Source organism: Stieleria varia, from assembly GCF_038443385.1.
Classification (GTDB): Bacteria; Planctomycetota; Planctomycetia; order Pirellulales; family Pirellulaceae; genus Stieleria; species Stieleria varia.
This window is the reverse complement of record NZ_CP151726.1, coordinates 4,575,028-4,596,407: the sequence shown is the minus strand read 5'-3', so window position 1 is coordinate 4,596,407 and position 21,380 is coordinate 4,575,028. Positions and strand designations below refer to the sequence as shown.

Sequence of the window (21,380 nt, the reverse complement as noted above, 5' to 3'; positions counted from 1 at the left end):
ACAGTGTGAGGCTTCTAAGCTTCGGATATCTACCAGGGTGGCGAGACGGAACCATCCAAGCTGCCAGAGACGTGCCTAGGCAGCGGACAAACCATTGGACTTTGAGTTCAAAAAAAGTTACCGTGAGGTAATGCCGATGGAGGTACGCGCGTATCTCGCCAAGGCGGCCAAATCAAAGTTCGACCATGACAGTGCTTTTCTGATCCTTGCTTCGCTCGATTCGACCTCCCCCAGCTGCGCCGGGAGAGGTGACAGAAACTTGCGGCGCGCCACAGTGCCACAACCCCAAACTTTGAACAGTCCAGGCTTGCGCACGATGCTGTATGCTGCCGTCGCATCCACCACTGAGATCCGGTAGATCATGCTACGCATAAGGCCTACCGTTGATGGCTACCCGGTGTTGCCGGATGTGAACCGGAATTTTCGTGAACTCATGACACCATGCATGATGACGGGCGTACCGGCTTTCGTCATGCGGAGCATGACCTACTGGAGCTACGCCGCAAGCTTGAGCGAACCATCGGTCGAACCACCTGGTTTTTCCGGTCGCGTTGGATTGGCGTCCGATTCGAACTCGCCTGGCTCGAAATCGATTGGAACCCGACTATCTGATGGATGGATTCCGTTTAGTTTCCAGTCCAGCAGCCGAATCCATGACAACGTCCGTTCCCAACGTTTGATCGCTTGCCGGAGCTGTTGGGCTACTGGATGCTGAGGATCGGCTGTCTCGTCAAGTACCTCCAATGCACCATTGGGAAACCCGGACATCAGCAACGCTGTCGCAAAATTACGTTTGCACACATCGCTCATTTCTGGACGCTGGACGACAGTCCCCGGCTTGAGGACAATGGATCGTAGGATATCGACGGCAAGGTCGACGCAACCGGATCGCATCAAGCAGACGCTCAACGCGTTTCGAATCTGAGGATCACGTCCGGCGGATCCCAGTATGTTTGCCGCAGCAACGTAGTCTCGCAGCTGTATCAGCGTCCATGCGTTACGTAGAGTCGGGTTGCTCGCAAAACGAGAGTGGGCAGGCGCGGGTTGGCATGATTGCGGTGCCGAGTGATTGTTGGATTTTCTAGCCGTGGACATACATTGAGCCTTGGAATGGTTTGTAGAACGTTCAAGCACTGAAGGAAAAAGGAAACGCAAACGATTCCTAGATCTGCAATCGAACGTTCAATTCCACAAGCGTGACGATGTCGTAAGACGTGACGCCAGAGAAACGCGTCTCGGCAAAACATCCCGTATCCAAGAACGCCGTCCATGCGATGGCGGTATGGCCGGTTTGGATTTGGCTGATATGCCAACTGGAAACATCAATGCATGCGACTGCATCCAGCTTGGCCGGTTGGGTGAGCTGGCAGGAATCCTGACCAACGATTTGATCTGCGGCCCATTGATTCCGTGCCACGTTGTCGGGCGCAGCCGCTGCGGAAACATTGACCTGGATCAACATCGACAGCATCAGCGTAAAACTGAGCCAGCAATGAAGGCCAGTTTTGCCGTTACCTAGATGCCTCTGAACCAAATGCCAGCGTCGGGCAATGAGCCTGGATAGCGAAGAGCATGGAGAGAGTTGGCACCGAGCCATTGCTGTTCAAGAATAAGCGGTGCATCGACGTGCATTCCAGGCAAGTGATTTCACCGACTGAGACTGATTATCGCATGGTGCAGCGGACGAGCAATGGGAAACCAGTCCGTTTTCTACAAATCGGTCAACGGCTGTTTGCTTGCTTAGAGAGCCACGCAGGAACGGTGCCTAGTGGTCTGGGACAACTTATTTTTGGGTAGTGGATCTTGTTAAAGATCCTGTAGCGGTGGGATCTTTGGCAAGATCCATTACGTTGAAACCTAACTTCTAGCTGTCCCAGACCACTAGCCCGGATTATTCACGCGACTCAAAACGGTCATCGCAACACGTTTGCGTGAAACGGCTTGCGCGGAATGGCACGAAAGCAGTCTGCGCATATCAGCCGCCACGCGATAGCGTCCGGTTCTTCCGCACGTACACGAGAACCGGACGCTATCGCGTGCCGGCTGATGAATAATCCGGGCTAGTACCAAAATTGCGAGTTGAGCTTTGATACCAGCACGACGCGTAAGCGAGGGATAACGGAAAAATCCCTCGCTTACGCGTCGGGTTAGGAAGCAAGCTCAATTTACCGAGGGCCGGGAGCGAGAAAATGGTCAGCCTTTCGGTCGCTGCCGGGCGTCAACACGCCGGTCGTGTCGACGTCGCTAGCAGGGATGCGTTTTCCTGTTTCACGATCAAAGGTATCGGGGCTGATTTTTTCAGGGACGCTGTCGCCGGTCTCGTCCATCCAACGACGCAAAATCTCTTGCAGGTGTTTTTGGGTCGACTCCGTTTCCGGTTGGCCGGCGAGGTTGACGAGCTGATGTGGGTCCTCGCGAAAGTTGTACAGTTCGATTTCCGGACGCGGTGCCAAGAACACATCCTGTTGCGCGGCGTTGAGTTGTTTGGCGTCGCGAGCGGCTTGCAGACTGTGATGTGACGGTAAACGCACCGAGTCCGCAGGTCCTTGCCAAGGCAACTGCGTTCTGAAATTTTGGATCAACAGGAACCCGCTTTAAAACCCCCTTCCCTTTTTCGAACTGTTCTTCCCTTTTTCGAACTGTTCCCTTTTTCGAACTGGGCAGCGGTTGTCTGTTGAAAGGTGTGGGGCGACAACAGAATTGAAGCTGCCGCTAACGCTCAGTTGATCATCGCAAGCGTGAGGCGAACTTGCGTACAACGACTGGCTGATCCATTCACGTTTCCGCATTGTCAATTGACAACCCCGACGGCATTACCCCCTACCCATCACGGTTCGGCAAACAATTAATAAAGTTCTTGAGAGGTGAATCCGGTTCACCTTGCTGCAATGCTTGGCCGATTGCAGTCAACAATAAATGATACCTTTCGTTCATCAAGCTTTTGCATAAAGGCAGGGGTTCCAATTTCCCTTTCCAGCTCAATCTCATCCCAGTAAAGTGGACACATCCGATAGAGATTGACACTACGATACCCAGCCAAGCATTGGCAGTCTATTACCAAAAGCATTCCACTAAATCTGCAAGTGTCAGAAAAAATGTCGTCAGGACCATTTTTTGCTAAGATTACTGCCGGAGCACCTAGCCATGTGTTCTGGCGGTGAGGAAATTTAGCAACATTAATCAACCAATCGACGGGCCAACTGCCACAACTTCCAGGAGCTATCTCTATCTCATGCGTCTGCGGAAGCTGAATAAACAACTCCACATATTGAAACTCATCAAACCCCTGGGGGACCTTGAGCGACTCATTACTCATTCCCACGGTAAATAATGTTCTTACATTGCCTTTGCTAGCGACGCATACCGCAATTTGCATGGTATCGAACACGATTTGATTGTACGACAAACTTTCGACCGATCCATATCGGGTCTCAAAAAACTCAATGATTTCGGTTGCGTGCGGAGGGATCATTCTTTGTTACCTACAATGACTTTGCCGAAACGGCACCGTTCTCTCGCAATAGCAATTCCTCAGCGGAACCTGCGCGACAAAAATCCAGGGCAGTTCTCTTATTACTTGGGTCATTGAACATTAGAAAAACTTGATTGACATCACAATGATGATTCAGAAGCGTTTTTATGATTTCGAGCTTGTTGTTTTTGGCTAGAACAGCGGACACGATGGCTCGACAGAGGTCCGGGTCGGCTCCGGCGTCAAGCAGAAGATTCACCGCGTTCAAAGAGCCTTCACGAGCAGCTATTGAGAGCGCGTTCGAATTGGAACTACTTCGATTAATATCTATTTCTTGATCGACCAGATACTGCACTACAGGGGTGCAGTCATATCGAGATGCAATCATAAGCGGGAACTCGTCAAGAAAATCTGTATGCCTAATTAGCTCGGGATAGCACTTGAGCACTTCAATTGCTTGCTCAGACTGAGATGTCTTCACATATGTTGTGAAATCATAAAGAAGCTGATCGATTCTAGTCGCCAAGTTCCATGCCCTCCGCTAAGTTTTTTCTAATCTTTGCTAACGCTTCAATAACATTCTCTGTGAGATCGCTTGGTGGCTGCCGCGTTGCTCGAAGTCGTTGATAGATATGCCTGGCGTATTCGGCGCTATGCACATGGGTCATCGGCGCGATGGCTAGGTTGTGAAGCTTTTCGCGTTACGCTTTTCGCTTTACTGCAATGAACCAAAATGCTACTTTATCGAGAGCTGAACATCCACACTTAACGATGTCGAGCCTGACGCAGCATTGCTGCTGATCGACCTAAACCTTGCGTTTATTACCTGATACAATATCCAAAATCCGAACCTGTTTCAAAACCCCCTTCCCCTTTTCGAACCCGTTCTGCCGTCGCCTCCGCGACTGAGATCCGGTAGGGCATGCTGTGCATGACGCCTACCCAATGTTGCCGGATAAGAATCGACGTTTCATCGAACCCGAGACACCCTGCTTAATGATGGGGATACCGGATTTCGTCATGCAGAGCATGACCTACTGGGACCTGTTAGCTCCAGCATGACGCCCAGGCAAATGATTCATGGCGTTTTATTCACTCGCGTGCGCTTCGTGCTGGTATTTGGCTCGTTTCCAATCGATGTCGATTCACAATCACAGCACTAGCGAGGGCCGGGAGCGAGAACATGGTCGGCCTTTCGGTCGCTGCCGGGCGTCAACACGCCGGTCGTGTCGACGTCGCTAGCAGGGATGTGTTTTCCTGTTTCACGATCGAAGGTATCGGGACTGATTTTTTCTGGCACGCTGTCGCCGGTCTCGTCCATCCAACGACGCAGAATCTCTTGCAGGTGTTTTTGGGTCGACTCCGTTTTCGGTTGGCCGGCTAGGTTGACGAGCTGATGCGGGTCCTGGCGAAAGTTGTACAGCTCGATTTCCGGTCGCGGCGTCAAGAAGACATCCTGTTGAGCGGCATTGAGTCGCTTGGCGTCGCGAGCGGCCTGCAGACTGTGATGTGACGGTGAACGCACCGAGTCGGCTGGTCCTTGCCAAGGCAATTGCGTTCGGAAATTCTGGATCAGCAGGAAGTCGCCGTGGCGAACACCGCGCCCGTGCGCTTCGTAGTCATGCCAGTTGTGTTCGGAGAATGCGTAGTCACGCACCTTGGCGGAGCGGTCGGCAAAAACCGGCAGCAGCGAGACGCCTTGCATCGTTTGTGGAACAGTCGCTCCCGCTGCTGTCAAAATGGTGGGGGCCAGATCGATCACGCTGACCTGGGAATCACTGACGCCGGTGGATTGGATGCCGGAGGGCCAGTGCGCAATCAACGCGGTCTTCATTCCCGAATCATGCAGTCTCGTTTTGGCTCGCGGGAATGGGCGGCCGTTGTCTGCCAAGACAAAGATCAACGTGTCGTCCAGCACCTCTTGCCTTTTCAGCGTTTGGACGACGGCACCGACATAGTGATCAAACCGGGTGACTTCGTTGTAATAGGACGCCAAGTCCTGCCGGGTGGCATCATCATCGATCAAGAATGGCGGAACAATCACGTCGCTGGGCCGATGCATCGAGCCGTACTGGGATTCGTCCCACTGCTTGTCCGCGTCCCAGTCCCGGTGGGCATCGTAGGAAGCAAACCAACAGAAAAACGGTTTGTCTTTGGGGCGATCGCTTGTGACGGAAACCCAATTCGCGTGGCCACCGGAGTTGCCCGGCTGGCGACCGCCATCGACGAGGTCAAAGTACACCGGCTGTTCATTCTTTGCCGCAGTCGTCGTCATGTGATGTTTGCCAGACTGAGCGGTGTAGTAACCGGATTCCCTAAGCACGCCGGGCAACCAGGGAAGGTGTTTCGAAATCGGTTTGTGAAGCTCGGCGGCCGCGCCGTTGTTGTGCGGGTATCGCCCCGTGATGATGCTGCTGCGTGACGGGCTGCAACTGCTGGCTGTCAGGAAAGCTCGATCGAAGCGGATACCGGACTCTGCCAATGCGTCGATATTTGGAGTCCTGGCGGCCGTGTTCCCGTAGCAACCGAAATCATTCCAACTGATGTCGTCCGCGATAAAAACGATCACGTTGGGCCGGCTGGCAGTATCGGCGAGAGCGACACCTAATGGAGCCAAGCCTGTCAGAGTTAATCCGAGCCAGGTAAGGAACAGAATTCGAGCCAACATTTTTTGTCAGGTTTCTTCAGGAGGGGGCGTTTTCAGCGAACAATTCACTCGTTTTGCGAGCTACGTTTGAATGTAGTCGGTAGAGATTTGTCTGTGGCGTCACACGCCATGCAATCAGAAAATTCGCGATTTTCGAACCAAGCCCCCCCCACTGAGCTCGGCAACATGAGCAACTTTTCAGCCATTGAGCGTTATTCCGAAGCGGAGTTGGACAACGACCGACCGGAACCGGAGCCGATTCGAATGCCTCCCAAGCTGAGGTGGGCGTTGGTCATCGGAGCCCTGGGAGGGTTCGCCTGCTTTGCCTACCAACGTGACTTTGTGACCGCAACGTTCATTGCGGTCACAGGCCTGAGTGCCTTGAGCGGGTTTCGCGTCGGTGTGGCGAGGCTGTTCTCGTGCGTTTTGGGGTTTGCGTTGGCGTACCGATTTGCCCCCGGACTGGGCACCACGTACGAGTATCAGTTTTCACGAGTATTGGAAACAAGCGGTCTGACCAATCGTTTTCTGTCGATCGCCGTCATCGGGATCGTGATTTCTGCACTCGTCTGTTTTCTCAGCCACAAGATCATCACTCGTTTCATGGAGCGTCGACGCAATTGGGCGGTGGCGGACCGATATGTCGGGTGCATCACGGGTTTGGGACAAGCCGCTTTTGCGACTTTGCTGCTGCTCGGCGGTATCTTGTACCTAGAGCCCATGATGCCCACGCAAGCGGACGGTGTTGAGCCCAATGCAGCGAATCGATGGGTGGTCAATTTGGCCGACAATACCCGCACCAGTAAAGTGGGTCCGATCGTCAAGCAGTACAATCCGTTCGAGTACTTTGACGTCCTGCGCCAAGTCGGTACCACTCAGAAGGCGGTTCGTGTTTTGAGTGATCCACAGAACCTGAGACGAATGATCGACGATCCATCGATCAGGCAGTTGCAAGAGGAACCCGAGTTTCAGCTCGCAATGCAGAACTTGCTCGCCGATCCCGAGATCAAAGAGATCCTGCAGTCGGGGCAGCCGATCGACCGAGCAACGGCACTGCGTTTGATGAGCAATCCTGCGATCAAAGACATGGTCGATCAAAAGGACTTCATGAAGCGCGCAAAGCAGTTGCTGATGAATCAAATCGAATCCATGGATCGCAATCGCCCGGCTGCTTAAGGGTGGACAGCTTAAGTGCAACGAACTTTTTGCTGGCGAAATTGAAAACGGGATTGGAGCGGGGATGCAAAGGCGTGAGGGAATTCTGGCGAATCCCATGACGGGGTTGTTACGGGGCGATTCAGGTTTGGTTGGTCGACGCGTCCTGTTTTCCCAATGGCAGGGAAGCGATCGCGGTGGTGCCTCTACCCGGTTCGCTGCTGAATTGGAGTTCGCCACCGAGTTGTGAAACGACGTTCCGGGTCAAGTACAAACCGAGCCCGATGCCGCGACCGGGTTCTTTGGTGGTAAAGAACGGGTCGCCGATACGCCCGAGCACTTCCTCGGTCATCCCTTGTCCTTGATCGGTCACCAGAATGTCGACGCGTTGCGCTGCGGTGTCCAATCGCGACTCCAAGGTGACTTGACCACTGGGGCCGCTGGCATCGAGTCCGTTATGAATCAGGTTTCGAATCGCCTGCGCGACTGCTTCCTCGGGCATCCACAACGTCTGGCCCTCCACATCATCTGGCCCGTCCACCACGTTCACTCGATGCGGATCACGTACGCCATCGAGGCTTGCGTCGATCAAATCGCCGACGGTGGTTCGGTACCAACGCTGAGCCATTGAGTCACCGGCTGCACCTCGCATGCGTTCCAAGATGTTGCGGCAGATCTCCAGTTGCTGGTCGATGAGTTGCAGGTCGTTGTCGACCGAAACCGGCTTGGGAACATCGTCCAGGTGACGTGTGAGTTCTCGGGCGATGACATCGATCGTGGACAGCGGGGTCGCCAATTCGTGCGCCGCCCCGGCAGCGAGCGTCGTCAAGCTTTCTAGCCGTCGGTTTGCTGCTTTCTCGGCCTCCGTTCGACGCAACTGTTGTTCACGGTCACGTAGCAGACCGGCGGTACGGGTGACGAAGTAGGTGACGACCGAGGCACAGGTTGAAAAGGCGAGCATCAATCCGACACGATGAATGTCCATCATTCCATTGGATGATGCGTCCGCCGCCAGCCCATCCACTCCCGACGGCGCGACGTTGTAACGTTGAAACAGGTCGATCGGAACCGAGTAGTGCAGAATGAAGGCGTACCCGAGGATCGCGGTCAGCGTCAAAGACCAAGCCGCCCGTGGATGGATCATCACACCACCGACGGCGAGATTGACAAAGTAAAAGAAGCTGAAGGGATTTTCTGCGCCACCGCTGAAATACAGCATCGCGGTCAGGGTGACCAAGTCCAACAGCATCAACGCCAGCGAAACGTTTCGGATCACCGGCGTGTTTTCATCCACGTCCGCGACGCTGGAAAGCGGTGACGCTTCAGCGATCCTCGCGTGCTCCGCCGTGGGACTCCAACGTCGTAACCAAATGCCGTAAATCAAGTTGGTCGTGGCGGTCAGTCCGACGAGAACCAGCAGCGGCACGTAGGGCAAGTCGATGTCCGAGATCCAGCCTGCCATCAGGATGGTCATCAACTGCCCGACGACCGCAAAGGATCGCAAGTACAGCAGCCAAGTCGAAGAGCCGAGTCTTGCCGGCGAGATCAACGGCAACGCCAAATGGTCGCGAATGGCATTCACGTCCGTCGCTGCCTTGATTGAGTTCGGTCCATCGGATTACTCACCGTAGACCGCGCCTTGCAAAAGGTGAAAGATCCCATTTCCCTCGATTCCGATTCGGATGTAGCGGGCTTGGGTATCCGGCGGGAAATCAATCATCCATTCCGCGCCGAGATTCTCCGCTGACCATACTTTCGTGTAGTTCTCATCGTCCTGGCTGACCCAGACGGTGAGTCCTTTGGCCCGCTGATAGAACTGGGGTTCGGCGCGGTTGCGAAGCCACATGTGTTTCAACGTCGAGGATTTCTTGAGCCGGATCGTGATGTACGGATCGTCAACATTCTCGACGCTGTGAAACGAGAATCGCCAACCATCGGGCTCGACTGTCGTCAGAAAGAGGTGGGCGTTTTCGTTGTATCCACCGTCGGCAAAATGGGGTCCGAATTTCAAGGCTGCATCATACGCGATTTCTTTGACGCCGTTGTGTTCTCGCAGTTTGGGAGCGGTTCGGTATGTCGGCGAGATCCATCCCCGCTGAGTTGACTTGCCGATTGCCCGCTGCCGTTTGAGGAACTCAACCAAATCCAAAAACTCAATCGGCGCGATTTGCGTGATCAAACCTTCGGGCATCGAACTTGCTTTCATCGGCTTGGTCAGCTCGATGTCGTCCTTCAAGATCTCTTCCGTTTTTCCGTTTGCGACCCCCAACGTCAACTTCTCATCGGTTTCGGCCAAGACAAAACCGTTGGTGACTTTACCGTCGACATCCAGCACTTGAACCGTCTCGTATCCTTTTGCGATCTCATCATTGGGCATCAAGATGGACCGGATCAGTTTCTCCGTGTCCATGCGTTGTCCGATGTCAGAAAGTTCAGGGCCGAACTTTTTGCCGAGATCACCGATCATGTGGCAAGCCGAACAGACTTGTTTGAAAACATTGGCACCGCGATCAGCGTTGCCGCCGCGGATGCCCGCTAGCATGCGGACGGCTTGATAGCGACCCCTCATGTCACCGTCTACGTTCTCCGCGATTTCCAGTGGAATGACAGCGTCTCCGCCCGGGCCGGACATGCGGACGTAGCGTTGAAAATACTTCTTCGCTTGCTCGCTGCTGTTGGCAAGGAAGTTTTCATTCTTCTGCTGCTCAGACCATTGTGGCTCCAAGGCCTGCAGCGTGTGTTCCATCGTGTATTCCAGCCAATGGTCCATCGGCTGGTCGCTGACGGCCAACGCAAGTTCGGTTGCGTCGGGCGTTTCCAAAAAACTGATTCCACGAAGGGCTTCCAGTCGAACCCGCGGGTGCGGGTCTTTCACGGCAGCCGCCAGATAATCGTGAAACCCGTCCACGCGATCGCGTTCGTTGGTGATCGCGTTGATCGCTGCGGCTCGCGCCCGGTAGTCCGACTCCGATAGGATCCGTGCCAACAATGACGGATCGAGTTCACGAAAACTCTCTTGAATCCACATGGCTTCACAAAGTTGCAGCGCGTCGGTCTGTTCCGCCGCCCAGCGTCGCACCGTGGCCAAAACCTCAGCGCGGTCACGCGCTCGCAACTCTCGACGGATGCGATAGCGGGTTCGCAACTCAGGAACGCGCAGATCGTCCAACATCATGCGAATCGATGCATTGCTGTAGTCCACCACGGGCAACAATGGCTTCTTGGTGTTGATCATGCGGTAGACACGACCGTGGGTATGGTCGCGATTGGGGTCACGTTGCGAGTACTGCATGTGACCGATCAGTGCATTGCACCAATCGCCAAACCAGATCGCTCCGTCGGGTCCGATCTTGGGATCGACAGGGCGAAAGATCATGTCGGTGGAGGAGAGCAAATCGTCGACCCGTTCTCCTTGGTAGCCCGCCCCGTTGGACTCGTAACGCAAGTTGAACCGGGGCATACCGTGCATGTTGATCACGCATGCGTAGATGAATTGGCCTTGCATTTCGTCAGGCAAGTGCCGGGAGAGCAAGAACTCGTTGCCCACCGCAGGACGCATGCCTTCGTTGTCGAACACCGGTGTCAGCGTTTTCCGCGACGGGACTTCTTTGCCCGCCAGCGGAGCGATCCAGTGTTGTTTTGCGTTGGTGCCGTCACCGACGATTCCGTTGCCCCATGGATCGAACACCATGCACCAAGGGTTGCCGTATCCCGGCGTTCGATAGTGGCTCATTTGCAGCGTCACCGGGTCAAGCGTGTAGACGCCTCCGGTATTGCGATTGCGGACGGGTCCCCAGGGAGTCTCCATCGTTGTTGACAGAGAAACGCCCTCCAGCATGTGCAGTTGGCCGCCGTGCGAGAACTCCCAAGCACCGACGGTATGGTGAGTGTCATCGGTAGCGATCCCGTCGATCAAATGGGTGACTTCATCAGCCACGTCGTCCCCGTCGGTATCCTTGATGAACAGGATACGTGGTTCATCGACCACCAGCACGCCGCCGTTGTAGAACTCGAATCCGGTGGGACAGATGAGCTTGTCATAAAACGTCTTGCAAGTGTCCGCTTTGCCGTCGTTGTCCGTGTCCTCCAAGATCAGCAAGCGATCGTTCGGTTTGGCGGCCCCGGGTTGCCACTGGGGATAATTGGCCATGCAAGAAACCCACAGGCGTCCTTTCGAGTCGAACGCAATTTGATTGGGGTTGGCCAGTTCGGGAAACTCTCGTTCCGACGCGAACAACTCAACTTTGAAACCCTCGGGGATCGACATCATCTCGATCGATTCCTCCGGCGACGGGTAACGCAATTCTTTGGGCTCACGCATTTGGCGAAAGTTTTCGTCGCGTGTGCCGAACATGGTTTCGGGGGTGAAGACGCTGCCGGTGTTCGAATCGTCGGGCTCGTCGGGTACCGGTCGACCGGCTACCAAGTCCCAGATGTACTGATCACGCACCTGGACCATATTGCGGATCTTGCGATATTCGGTCGGGAACGTTTCGGTGTCCCACGTTCGGCGTCCACCGTAGACGTACCAACCATTGAGCATGCGGTAGTCTTGCAAGTGATACCAGGACTTGTCGTTCACCCAGCGATTGATGCGTTTGAACAGGTCGCTTTCAGAATCTGCAGTGGCTTCGCTGCCAAACAATGCGGCATCGAGCAGTCGCCCCAGAACTCGGTCGCCCGCCTCGTTGAGATGGACACCGTTGATCGTGAACTGAGCTCCGATGGTTGCGTTGAACAGTTCAGATGTGGGAGTGAACAAGTCCACAAACAGATGCCCGTCTGACTGTGCGACCTCCTGGATGGCTTGGGTGTACGCTGCCAGTGCTGCGTTGATCTGATCCGCGTCAGGCGCGAGCGGGTTGTCTGACTTTTCGAAAGCGGTGGGGCTGATCAGGACAAATTGAGCTTTGCCGTCCGCGCCGTAGGTCGATGCCATGTTGGCAATGTTTTGGCGATAAGCGTCACGGAAAGCGGCGAGCGTTTCTGGTGATGTCCCGGCGAACGACTCGTTGAAACCGTAGAAGCACAAGAAAACGTTCGGCGAGTAGATCTTCAGGGGATCGTCGATCGTCGTGTAGCTGTTGGGGCGTTGCCGATTAGCCACTTCGTCGGCCGGCCAGCCGAAATTACGAAACTGAATTTTCTTTCCGGCGTTGCGAAGCTGGAAGCGTGTTTCAAAATCGCCGAAAAGATTCATCCGCTCGGCGAGAGAGTTGCCGATCACGGCGACCTTTTGTTCGGGCGACAGGGACAACTTAGCCGAGTCGGCGGACGCAATCGGGACCAGAACGAAAATCAGCGAGAGGGCGTAGAGTGGGAGCAACGACGGGCAGGATTTCATCAGACGATCCGGGTTCATCAAATGGTTGAATTAGAAAGAGAGGCCGATCGTTCGGCAAAAGGTGGGACTGCGCAGTGAGAACCAATCGGTACTCAAATCGATTCTTGATGCGGTCCACTCAGTATAGAGCGGTTTTCCCGAATCGTCAGCGGGCGAATTGACGCGTTAGCGATGCGGATGGCGGCATTGGGCTGGACCGTTCAAAGTTTTATGTTGTGGAATTTTGTGTTTGCGCGGGTCTGCTGTCACCTCCACCAAAGAATTTGGGGGAGGTCGGATCGAGCGAAGCAAGATCCGGGAGGGGGCCTGCGCTGGGCAATGCGCATTGATGTGTTTAACCGGCGCGCATGCCCCCTCCCTCGCATTCGCCTGAACGGCTCTGCTCGACCTCCCCCAAGTTCCTTGGGGGAGGTGCCACGAGGAATAAGACGGTGGCATCAAAAAAACGTGACAACCCCAAACTTTGAGCAGTCCCGCTTTAGTCCGTCTGGGGCTCTAGTGCATCGTCCAGACTTGATTTTGGGGTTAGCCGTTTTGGCGTTAGCCACGGTTGAGTCGCGAAAACCTTGGCTAACGCCAAAACGGCTCATTGATCGGACCCCGCGTTCTAAGAGTCGCGAAAACCGTGGCTAACGCCAAAACAGCTCATTGATCGAACCCCGCGTTCTAAGAGTCGCGAAAACCGTGGCTAACGCCAAAACGGCTCATTGATCGAACCCCGCGTTCTAAGAGTCGCGAAAACCGTGGCTAACGCCAAAACGGCTCATTGATCGGACCCGCGTTCTAAGAGTCGCGAGAACCGTGGCTAACGCCAAAACAGCTCATTGATCGGACCCGCGTTCTAAGAGTCGCGAAAACCGTGGCTAACGCCAAAACGGCTCATTGATCAAACCCGCGTTCTAAGAGTCGCGAAAACCGTGGCTAACGCCAAAACGGCTCATTGATCAAACCCGCGTTCTAAGAGTCGCGAAAACCGTGGCTAACGCCAAAACGGCTCATTGATCAAACCCGCGTTCTAAGAGTCGCGAAAACCGTGGCTAACGCCAAAACGGCTCATTGATCAAACCCGCGTTCTAAGAGTCGCGAAAACCGTGGCTAACGCCAAAACGGCTCATTGATCGAACCCCGCGTTCTAAGAGTCGCGAAAACCGTGGCTAACGCCAAAACGGCTCATTGATCGAACCCCGCGTTCTAAGAGTCGCGAAAACCGTGGCTAACGCCAAAACGGCTCATTGATCGGACCCCGCGTTCTAAGACTGGACGACGCACTAGTTCAAGAACTTGTCCACTACGGTCCAGACGCCGGTGACCAGCATGGCGGCGGCGGAGAGCCAGAGCATCAGGTCCCACCAGCGTCCCGGCGTCAGGCCTTCGGTGACACGTTTGTACCGAAAGAACAACGCCGCGCCGGCGAGCATCGGCAGCATGATTCCTTGTGCCACCCCGCTCAGCAGTACCAGTTGCGCGGGTGCTTGAAAGGCCAAGAAAATCACCAGACACAGAATCGGAAAAACGCCGCTGAGGATACGGATCCAACGCTCCCGGGTGACTTCATCCTCCGCGATCAGCCCGACCACACGCAAGGCGTCGGAGAATGTCCTGGCGTGGCTGGCGTTGGCGACAAAGAATGTCGAGTAGAGCACGGCAAATGCACCGAAGAGAAACACCATCGCCGCCCACTCGCTAAAAACCGGACGGAACATGACCGCCAGCGTTCGCACCATGTCGTTCTTTTCCGGGTTCAATCCCAAGCGGTGCAAGACTGCCGCACCGAGTAAGTAAAACGCGATGGTGGCAAAAGTGTAGACGATCATCGATCCCCACGCATCGATGTGCATGACTCGCATCCAACCGGCGGCACGTTCACGCCACGCGGGACTGCCGTCGTTGACTCCGGTGAATTTGCCGTACCCTTTTTCCAAACACCAATACGGATAGACGACCAGCTCGGCGGCCCCCACGCCGATGATTCCGAAGGTGGCGAGCGCGGTGCCGATCGGGTTGATCCCGGCGGTGCGTTCTGGCAATGACGGCATCAAGCCAGACCAAAACTCGGACCATCGAACACTGAACTCTGGTTGGCCTTGCAAGAGGAACAAGTTGAAAACGGTCAGCAACGTGAACGAAGCGACAAGGATGGTGGAGAGCGATTGGATCAGGCCGTAGCGTCCCCACACCAGGACCAAACTGGTCAGGACGGCAACGATCGCAGCCCAGATCGCTGCGTCGTGCGGCACGCTGGGGTTTCCATCGGAGTCAACGCCGTGCTTGGCGTTGTACTCGCTCCATCGAGATGCTTCTGTTTCGACAACGTCCTTGGTTGCATCCATCAGCTCAGCATCGACTGATTCAACAGGCTCGATGACCGCCGTCGACTCGGCGCCGCCATCCCGGACGACTTGGCTGCGATACTCTTCGTAGCGTCGCATGTGAATGTCATCAGCGGTAACGTTGTACTCCTGGCCGGCTTGAGTGATCGGCGCGCTGATCGCAAGGGCTTGACCCACTCCGCCTACGATTCCACCGAGCTGGGAAATACTGGCCAACCACATCAACACCCAATACCAGACCAGCCAATTTCCGCGACCGGCCAAACGTGGCCCGGGAACCTCGTCCAATGCTTGGAGGGTCGTTTTGCCGCTCGTGATCGCGTAACGTCCAAACTCAATCTGTGCAAAGACTTTGATGACACATCCCAGCAGGATCAGCCACAGCAAGCTGAAACCTGCTTCGGCGCCCGTCTTGGTCGTCGCAATCAGCTCACCGCTGCCCACGATCGAGCCGGCCACGATGAGTCCCGGGCCGACGCAGGCCAGCATGCGAAACAAGGTGGTGGGCGGATCGACGCTTTGTGACACTGGGTCTTGTGACGACGGATCGAGAGCATCGCCCTCTGGGGGCTGCTGGTTGATCGGCAAGTCGTCCGAGTTCTGGCCAGGGGATGGCGATTCGGGCATGTGCTGTCACCGTAGGGGGGAGGTGTTGGCAGGATGATAGCCGAAACGGAGTCCGCCATTGTGCTTCGGCGGCCGACATTTTGTGACCAAAACGGAATTCAAGTGATGTTGCGGCAGAACAACCGACGTGTGCGGATCACGAAAGATCTTGTAGGAAGCCGTCGTGGCAGGTTGCAATGCGTCCCCCGGCGGGGCGATAATCTGAGGATCACTGTTGGACTGAGGCTGATCGATCCGATTCAACCAGTCCCGCAAGATCGTTTCGCCGAGCGGACAGGCGAGAATCATTCGCCACACCAACGCTTCTCGACCTTTTCCGGATTGCATGGCTGCCAATCAACCGCTCGACACGACGATCGGCGTGGTGACACCCGAGAACATCGCCTTTGAGTATCAGTTGGCGGGTCCGTTTCGTCGCCTGCCTGCTTACTTGGTCGATTTGGTCGTGCGATGGGCGATCATCATCGTCGCGGGCGTGTTGATTTTGATTGTGGGCGGCATGATGAGTTTCTTTTCGGGGTTCTTCGGCACGTTCGCAATGGCGATCGGTGTGATCATGTATTTCCTGGTGAGCTGGTTCTACGGCAGCTTCATGGAAGCACGTTTCAATGGTCGCACTGTGGGAAAATGGATGTGCGGCATCCGCGTGATTGATGTCGACGGGCGACCGGTCAATGGTCGCAGCGCGATTCTGCGAAATCTGCTGCGTGTCGCTGACTTGATGCCGATCGCCCCGCTGACGTTGTTGTTCGTCGACGCGGCGCCCGTGCCGATCTTGGCGACCGGCGTGATCGGCTTGGCATGCATGGTTTCCACCAAACGTCTGCAGCGTTTGGGCGACCTCGCGGCCGGTACGATGGTGGTGGTGGATGAACGCAGTTGGCGGCTGCCGGTTGCCAAAGTCGACGACGCGCGTGTTCCTGCCTTGGCAGCTTTTGTTCCCGGCGACTACCGCGTGACCCGCAGCATGGCGAGGGCTCTGGCGACGTACGCCGAGCGACGCCACTATCTCACACCGGCGAGACGTCGTGAGGTCGCGCGACATTTGACCGATAAACTGATCGAACGATTCGAGTTTCAGCGTGACATCGATCCCGACCTGTTGCTCTATGCGTTGTATTATAAAACGTTCCTGGCGGACTCGTCCGCAGAACCCGCCGACCTTGGTCCCCTCGCCGGCTACAGTCCGCTGCTACGAGACGCAGCGAAACAATTGCCCTCCGCAGACAATGGAAAGACACCGTTGACGATGGGTTTACGATCCCAACGAGAAACGATCCAACCGATCATCGCGTCCGAAGCAACCAAGATCGATCCGCACTCGCCCGTCCTGCCAGCGCAGGAGATCACCGACAACAATGGAGCTGCAGTCATCGAGCCGCCTCCGATTGTTTCCAGCAATATCACCGATGCGGACAAACCGAATGTCGCGGATGCGAGCCGATCAACGGAGCAGACGTCATGAATGTTGCCCTGCTGTTGGAAAAACGTCGAGAGCAGTGGGCGGAGTTGGAGCAACTGTGCGAGTCGATGGAAGTACGTGGCAAGACCAGTAAATCGGCTCGTTTGCATCCAAATCATCAGGGAGCGACGGGAGTGGCCCGTTTTGCGACGCTGTACCGCTCCGCATGCGCCGATCTGGCCTTGGCAGACGCATATCAGTTGCCTCCCAGCACGGTGTCTTACTTGCACCGCTTGGTCGCCCGAGCCCACAACCAACTCTATCGCGTCGGATCATTCCAGCCGACGAGTTGGCTGAAAATGTTTTTCGAGGAAGCCCCGCAGCAGATCTTTGCCGATGGATGCGTCCGAGTGGCGACGATCGTGTTTTTTGGCCTGTTTGCTCTCTCGATGTACATCGGCGCTGCCGAGTCGACGTTTCCAGGTGTGGCCGAGGCGATCTGTGGGACCGAGACGTTGGAGCAGACCAGTGAATCCTTTACCAATTCGCTCGGCGTGAATTCGATGGAGTATGCGCCTCGGGCGGCGTTCTACATTCAGCACAACACGAGCATCGGCCTGAAGTGTTTCGCCGGCGGCATTTTGTTGATACCGTGTATCTTCACGTTGGCTTTCAATGCCATCGTGCTTGGCTCCACCTTTGGGTACATGTCTCGCGAAGGCATCGACGGCGCGGACAATTTCTTTAATTTCGTGACCGCCCATGGTCCGTTGGAACTGACGGCGATTGCACTGTCCGCCGGCGCGGGTTTGCGAATCGGCATGGGCTTGTTTCGCACTCGCGGTTTGACACGATCAGAATCGGTGCGTGAAAGTGGTCGTCGGGCCGTTCCCATCATGACGGCGTCGGCCGTGATGTTCATCTTGGCGGCTTTCACGGAAGGGTTCCTGTCGCCCAGCGCGGCACCCTATCTTTTCAAAGTCACTTGGTCGGTGGTCACGTCCGGGTTGATCAGTTTCTATTTCGTCATCCTTGGCTTCCCCAGTCAAAGTGCCGCCAGCGAGTCGCCGATCCGAGCCGTGTCGTACGACGAATTGATGGATGGCAGCGAGCACGGGCCAACATTCAATGCTGTTGATGCGACGCCACCGGCCGGATTCATTTCCGGAGGTCGCCATGCAACTTGATCAGACTCATGTCAAAGTCCGTGTGCGAACGCTGTCCGAGATCGGCGATTTGTCGCTGATCATGTTACGGCATTATCCACGGGCGATCTTCGGGGCGTTTGCAATCGGCGCCGCGCCATGGGTGCTACTCAATGCATTGTTGCTGTACTGGTTGCCCATTCGCGAAGCCAGCTATGGACTGGAGGACGAAGAGGCGAGGGCTCAGTTGCTGAGATACGGATGGTGGATGTGCGTGTTGGTGTTTCTGCAAACGCCTGCGGCGGGAATCGTGACGACGATCTACCTTGGCGAAGCCGTCTTTGAACAACGACCGACGGTTCGCAGCGCAATCAAGAAGGCTCGTTCGCAGTTCTGGAGATGGTTTCCACGATTGGCGATCTATCGCATGGCAGTTCCGGCAATGGTGCTTGCCGCAATGATGTGGGGCAGCGATGGTGATGCGGCAGTCGATGTGTTCTTGCTGGGAATGCTGTTGGTTTGGGCGTTGATCGTCCGCGGTGCACGCCCGTTCTTGCCCGAGATGATCGTCCTGGAAATGTGTCCGGTACGATCCAAAGATCCAGCCGCGATCACGTTGAGACGTCGGTCCAAGGCTTTGCATGGTCCCGGGGGCGGCGATGTCGGCAGCCGGTTCATTGTCATCGGCATGACCCTGATCGTGATCGGCGCCAGTTTTCTGTACGGTATGACTTGGGTTCAAGGTGTGATCACGGGCAAATGGAAACTGGGACTGATGACGTTGCTGGTCTATTTTCCACTGTCGCTCTGGCTGATCTCTGGAATTGCTGTTCTGGTGCGTTTGTTGGCCTACCTCGACACTCGCATTCGATTCGAAGGCTGGGATGTGGAGTTGGCGTTGCGTGCCGAAGCGATGCGACAGTTTGGCGACGAAGATTCACCGATCGCACAAGATCCTCGCTCTATCAATGCCAAGCGTGTTGCTCAGACGACGGTCAAACAAGACCAAACAGCGGGGGTGGGGTCATGACCGTCGCTTTTGAATCGCGATCGCGAAAAGGGAACTGCGTCCCTCTCATCATGGCTATCGCGATATTCGCCCTATTTTCAATTCCAGCAATCGCGCAGGATCCGCTGTCCCCACCAAGCGAAGTTTCGGTTCCGCCGGTCCAGGAGATGCTCAGCGGTGCACCTTGGTTTGATGCCGATCAAGGTGAAATAAAGTCTGTGCCCGTGCGAACTCAATCGGACGATTCGATCAACCGTGGCAGTCGCTGGCTGCCCAAGCCCAAGAAAGTAAAGGCCGCGCCGGCAAGCTCGGCTGCTACACCCGCCGCCGCGCCCGGCGCCGGAGCAGGAACAGGCTGGTTCACTGTCGGCAATGCTTGGGCTTGGGTCTTGGTCGCCTTGATCATCGCCGGTTTGGTCGCCCTGATCCTGTTCGCACTCAGCAAGACGGAATTTGAGATGGGCTCGGCAAACGCCAATGCCAGCAAGACTGGCAAGCACACCCCCGACGAGCAGATGCTGCGACGGATCGAAGAGCTGCCTGCTGAATTGCGACGGACGGATGTCAATCCACGTAGTGAAGCGGAGCGTTTGATGAACGCCGGACAGTTTGATCAAGCCATCATCTTGCTTTTCGGACATCAGTTGCTGTTGCTGGATGGGCACGGCTTGCTGAGACTCAGTCGTGGCAAAACCAACGGAAAATACGTTCGAGAGACCAGAATGGCCAACGCGGATTGTGGAAACTGGCTTCGTCAGACCGCAACCGCGTTCGAGAGATCCTTCTTCGGAAACCATTCGCTGACATCAGCCGAGTTCCGACAGCTTTGGCAGCAGAACCAGATGATGGAAACCGCCGTGTCTCGTACAAAGGAGGCAGCCTGATGCGTACGTCGCACGCGGTGCTGCTGTTGACAGCACTGATTTTATGCGTCTTCTCGGGATGCGGCAGCGAAGGGATCTCCACTCAGTATGGATCGTCCAAGGGATTCAGCGGTCGTTCCAGCGTGAACGGATTTACGGCGATGCGTGGCGCCTACGTGAAAGCGGGGTTCCAGGACCGCGATGTGACGAGGCTTTCCAATCGGATCCGAAAGATTGACACGATCGTTTGGACGCCCGTCTATCTTTCGCCGATCTCAGGACCGGTGACGAACTGGATGGAGAGTTGGCTGGCTCAGGGAAATCGGACGCTCGTTTATATCGTTCCCGACAGTGGCAGCGAAGCCGACTATTGGCGGCAAGCAAGACCAGGGGCAGCGCCGAGCGAGCGACTGGAGTACCGACGACGATATGCCAAAGCGTTGAATCAGCAGCAACGGTGGCAACTCAATCGCAGCAGCATCACGTCCAATGGATGGTTTGATCTGAAGCCAAAACTCCAGGACTCCGTCGCGCGTGACTTGATCGCAGAGGGTCGTGGACAAGGTGACTCTGACGCATCAAACGCAGAGAGCAGCGAGAGCGATGAAAGTTCAGTGCGACTGGAATGGATCATCCAGCCGCATGATTCGAATACCGGCAATCAGACCGGTTCAACGGCCTATTCAGGATTCTCCATCGGCCCCACCGGCCCCAACGCTCCATCCTGGGGCGGTTACGTCGAATTGCAGGAGTCGAACACAGAAGTCGACTTCGATAGCGAAATCACAAACGCGGACTCCGATTCCATCGTCGCAAAAATCACCAGTACGAATTGGCCGAACTCACGAATTTTGGTGGTCGCTGGCGGATCGCTGCTGACCAACTTTGCGATGACGCGGCCGTCAAATCGTCAATTGTTGGGCACTCTGATTTCACAATCGAGCCCCACGCAGACCGATCCGATCGCAGGCTTTTGCAATGCACCTGGCGACCTGCCGATCAGTGAAACATCGAACACGGTTGAGAAATCGGCGGGCATGGAACTGTTGACGGTCTATCCGATCAGTCTCGTGACCGTCCACGCCGCCTTGCTCGGATTGATCGCCTGTCTGATGATGTTGCCGATATTTGGACGCGCCAAAAAAATCGACCGGGGCAGCCAAAATGATTTTGGAGATCACCTGGACGCCGTTGCACAACTGATGCGAAAAAACGGGGGTGCCCAATTTGCCCATCGACAGATCAGTGACTACATGGTCCGTGTCCGCGGCGAAACGGTTGGATCATGGGTAATGCCCGAATCACTACACAAGACGCAAATCATTGAGTCCCCGAGGAAATGAACTTGAGTAACGTCCCCCCAGAATCCAATCAGCCACAAGTCAC

General features: G+C 55.6%; 15 protein-coding genes and 1 pseudogene. 6 read left to right on the top strand and 10 right to left on the bottom strand.

From position 1 onward, the window contains the following. Window positions 1-495 precede the first annotated feature (495 nt). The 6 genes from Pla52nx_RS15450 to Pla52nx_RS15425 all read right to left on the bottom strand — a co-directional run bounded on the left by Pla52nx_RS15450 (window position 496) and on the right by Pla52nx_RS15425 (window position 6,140). On the bottom strand, window positions 496-1,095 hold the full coding sequence (locus tag Pla52nx_RS15450) for a tetratricopeptide repeat protein (RefSeq protein ID WP_231742819.1): 600 nt from the start codon (window positions 1,093-1,095) through the stop codon (window positions 496-498). Between the two features lie 67 nt (window positions 1,096-1,162). Further along, on the bottom strand, window positions 1,163-1,471 hold the full coding sequence (locus Pla52nx_RS15445; protein WP_146523511.1) for a hypothetical protein: 309 nt from the start codon (window positions 1,469-1,471) through the stop codon (window positions 1,163-1,165). A gap of 694 nt (window positions 1,472-2,165) precedes the next feature. Next, window positions 2,166-2,582: a hypothetical protein gene (locus Pla52nx_RS15440; protein ID WP_146523512.1), complete on the bottom strand. Its 417-nt coding sequence runs from the start codon at window positions 2,580-2,582 to the stop codon at window positions 2,166-2,168. A gap of 293 nt (window positions 2,583-2,875) precedes the next feature. Next, entirely contained in the window at window positions 2,876-3,472 is a 597-nt protein-coding gene (locus Pla52nx_RS15435) for a suppressor of fused domain protein (RefSeq protein WP_146523513.1), read from the bottom strand. 10 nt (window positions 3,473-3,482) lie between these two features. Continuing rightward, the gene (locus Pla52nx_RS15430; protein ID WP_146523514.1) at window positions 3,483-3,998 is read right to left on the bottom strand and encodes an ankyrin repeat domain-containing protein; all 516 of its coding nucleotides are present in this window, start codon (window positions 3,996-3,998) and stop codon (window positions 3,483-3,485) included. Window positions 3,999-4,631: 633 nt separating this feature from the next. Further along, the gene (locus tag Pla52nx_RS15425) at window positions 4,632-6,140 is read right to left on the bottom strand and encodes a sulfatase family protein (RefSeq protein ID WP_146523515.1); all 1,509 of its coding nucleotides are present in this window, start codon (window positions 6,138-6,140) and stop codon (window positions 4,632-4,634) included. 165 nt (window positions 6,141-6,305) lie between these two features. On the opposite strand from Pla52nx_RS15425, the gene Pla52nx_RS15420 reads away from it, so the two are divergent. Beyond that, the gene (locus tag Pla52nx_RS15420) at window positions 6,306-7,295 is read left to right on the top strand and encodes a CvpA family protein (RefSeq protein ID WP_197455115.1); all 990 of its coding nucleotides are present in this window, start codon (window positions 6,306-6,308) and stop codon (window positions 7,293-7,295) included. Window positions 7,296-7,416: 121 nt separating this feature from the next. Here Pla52nx_RS15420 and Pla52nx_RS15415 read toward each other — a convergent pair whose 3' ends face one another. The 4 genes from Pla52nx_RS15415 to Pla52nx_RS15400 all read right to left on the bottom strand — a co-directional run bounded on the left by Pla52nx_RS15415 (window position 7,417) and on the right by Pla52nx_RS15400 (window position 15,902). Then, the gene (locus tag Pla52nx_RS15415; protein WP_231742821.1) at window positions 7,417-8,856 is read right to left on the bottom strand and encodes a sensor histidine kinase; all 1,440 of its coding nucleotides are present in this window, start codon (window positions 8,854-8,856) and stop codon (window positions 7,417-7,419) included. 36 nt (window positions 8,857-8,892) lie between these two features. Continuing rightward, the gene (locus Pla52nx_RS15410) at window positions 8,893-12,618 is read right to left on the bottom strand and encodes a PVC-type heme-binding CxxCH protein (protein WP_197455116.1); all 3,726 of its coding nucleotides are present in this window, start codon (window positions 12,616-12,618) and stop codon (window positions 8,893-8,895) included. 1,268 nt (window positions 12,619-13,886) lie between these two features. Then, window positions 13,887-15,575: an Nramp family divalent metal transporter gene (locus tag Pla52nx_RS15405; protein ID WP_146523518.1), complete on the bottom strand. Its 1,689-nt coding sequence runs from the start codon at window positions 15,573-15,575 to the stop codon at window positions 13,887-13,889. Between the two features lie 6 nt (window positions 15,576-15,581). Further along, on the bottom strand, window positions 15,582-15,902 hold the full coding sequence (locus Pla52nx_RS15400) for a hypothetical protein (RefSeq protein ID WP_146523519.1): 321 nt from the start codon (window positions 15,900-15,902) through the stop codon (window positions 15,582-15,584). Here Pla52nx_RS15400 and Pla52nx_RS15395 point away from each other — a divergent pair. The 5 genes and pseudogenes from Pla52nx_RS15395 to Pla52nx_RS15375 all read left to right on the top strand — a co-directional run. Next, window positions 15,901-16,797: pseudogene (locus Pla52nx_RS15395) on the top strand (RDD family protein); the annotation flags it as partial. The gene Pla52nx_RS15400 and the pseudogene Pla52nx_RS15395 sit on opposite strands and share 2 nt — an antisense overlap. 239 nt (window positions 16,798-17,036) lie before the next feature. Then, window positions 17,037-18,164, top strand: a complete 1,128-nt coding sequence (locus tag Pla52nx_RS15390) for a stage II sporulation protein M (protein ID WP_146523521.1) — start codon at window positions 17,037-17,039, stop codon at window positions 18,162-18,164. After that, window positions 18,154-19,152, top strand: a complete 999-nt coding sequence (locus Pla52nx_RS15385) for a hypothetical protein (RefSeq protein ID WP_146523522.1) — start codon at window positions 18,154-18,156, stop codon at window positions 19,150-19,152. Before Pla52nx_RS15390 ends, Pla52nx_RS15385 begins: the two co-directional genes overlap by 11 nt. 50 nt (window positions 19,153-19,202) lie before the next feature. Continuing rightward, window positions 19,203-20,015, top strand: coding sequence for a DUF4129 domain-containing protein (locus Pla52nx_RS15380; protein WP_146523523.1), 813 nt, complete (start codon window positions 19,203-19,205; stop codon window positions 20,013-20,015). Beyond that, window positions 20,015-21,337: a hypothetical protein gene (locus Pla52nx_RS15375; protein ID WP_146523524.1), complete on the top strand. Its 1,323-nt coding sequence runs from the start codon at window positions 20,015-20,017 to the stop codon at window positions 21,335-21,337. The genes Pla52nx_RS15380 and Pla52nx_RS15375 overlap by 1 nt, the downstream gene beginning before the upstream one ends. The last annotated feature ends 43 nt before the right edge of the window (window positions 21,338-21,380 follow it).

Bases quoted from the DNA above. Each gene is read 5' to 3' on its own strand.
- Pla52nx_RS15450 (WP_231742819.1), bottom strand. From the start codon at position 1,095: ATGTCCACGGCTAGAAAATCCAACAATCACTCGGCACCGCAATCATGC.
- Pla52nx_RS15445 (WP_146523511.1), bottom strand. From the start codon at position 1,471: ATGCTGTCGATGTTGATCCAGGTCAATGTTTCCGCAGCGGCTGCGCCC.
- Pla52nx_RS15435 (WP_146523513.1), bottom strand. From the start codon at position 3,472: ATGATCCCTCCGCACGCAACCGAAATCATTGAGTTTTTTGAGACCCGA.
- Pla52nx_RS15425 (WP_146523515.1), bottom strand. From the start codon at position 6,140: ATGTTGGCTCGAATTCTGTTCCTTACCTGGCTCGGATTAACTCTGACA.
- Pla52nx_RS15420 (WP_197455115.1), top strand. From the start codon at position 6,306: ATGAGCAACTTTTCAGCCATTGAGCGTTATTCCGAAGCGGAGTTGGAC.
- Pla52nx_RS15410 (WP_197455116.1), bottom strand. From the start codon at position 12,618: ATGAAATCCTGCCCGTCGTTGCTCCCACTCTACGCCCTCTCGCTGATT.
- Pla52nx_RS15405 (WP_146523518.1), bottom strand. From the start codon at position 15,575: ATGCCCGAATCGCCATCCCCTGGCCAGAACTCGGACGACTTGCCGATC.
- Pla52nx_RS15400 (WP_146523519.1), bottom strand. From the start codon at position 15,902: ATGCAATCCGGAAAAGGTCGAGAAGCGTTGGTGTGGCGAATGATTCTC.
- Pla52nx_RS15390 (WP_146523521.1), top strand. From the start codon at position 17,037: ATGAATGTTGCCCTGCTGTTGGAAAAACGTCGAGAGCAGTGGGCGGAG.
- Pla52nx_RS15385 (WP_146523522.1), top strand. From the start codon at position 18,154: ATGCAACTTGATCAGACTCATGTCAAAGTCCGTGTGCGAACGCTGTCC.
- Pla52nx_RS15380 (WP_146523523.1), top strand. From the start codon at position 19,203: ATGGCTATCGCGATATTCGCCCTATTTTCAATTCCAGCAATCGCGCAG.
- Pla52nx_RS15375 (WP_146523524.1), top strand. From the start codon at position 20,015: ATGCGTACGTCGCACGCGGTGCTGCTGTTGACAGCACTGATTTTATGC.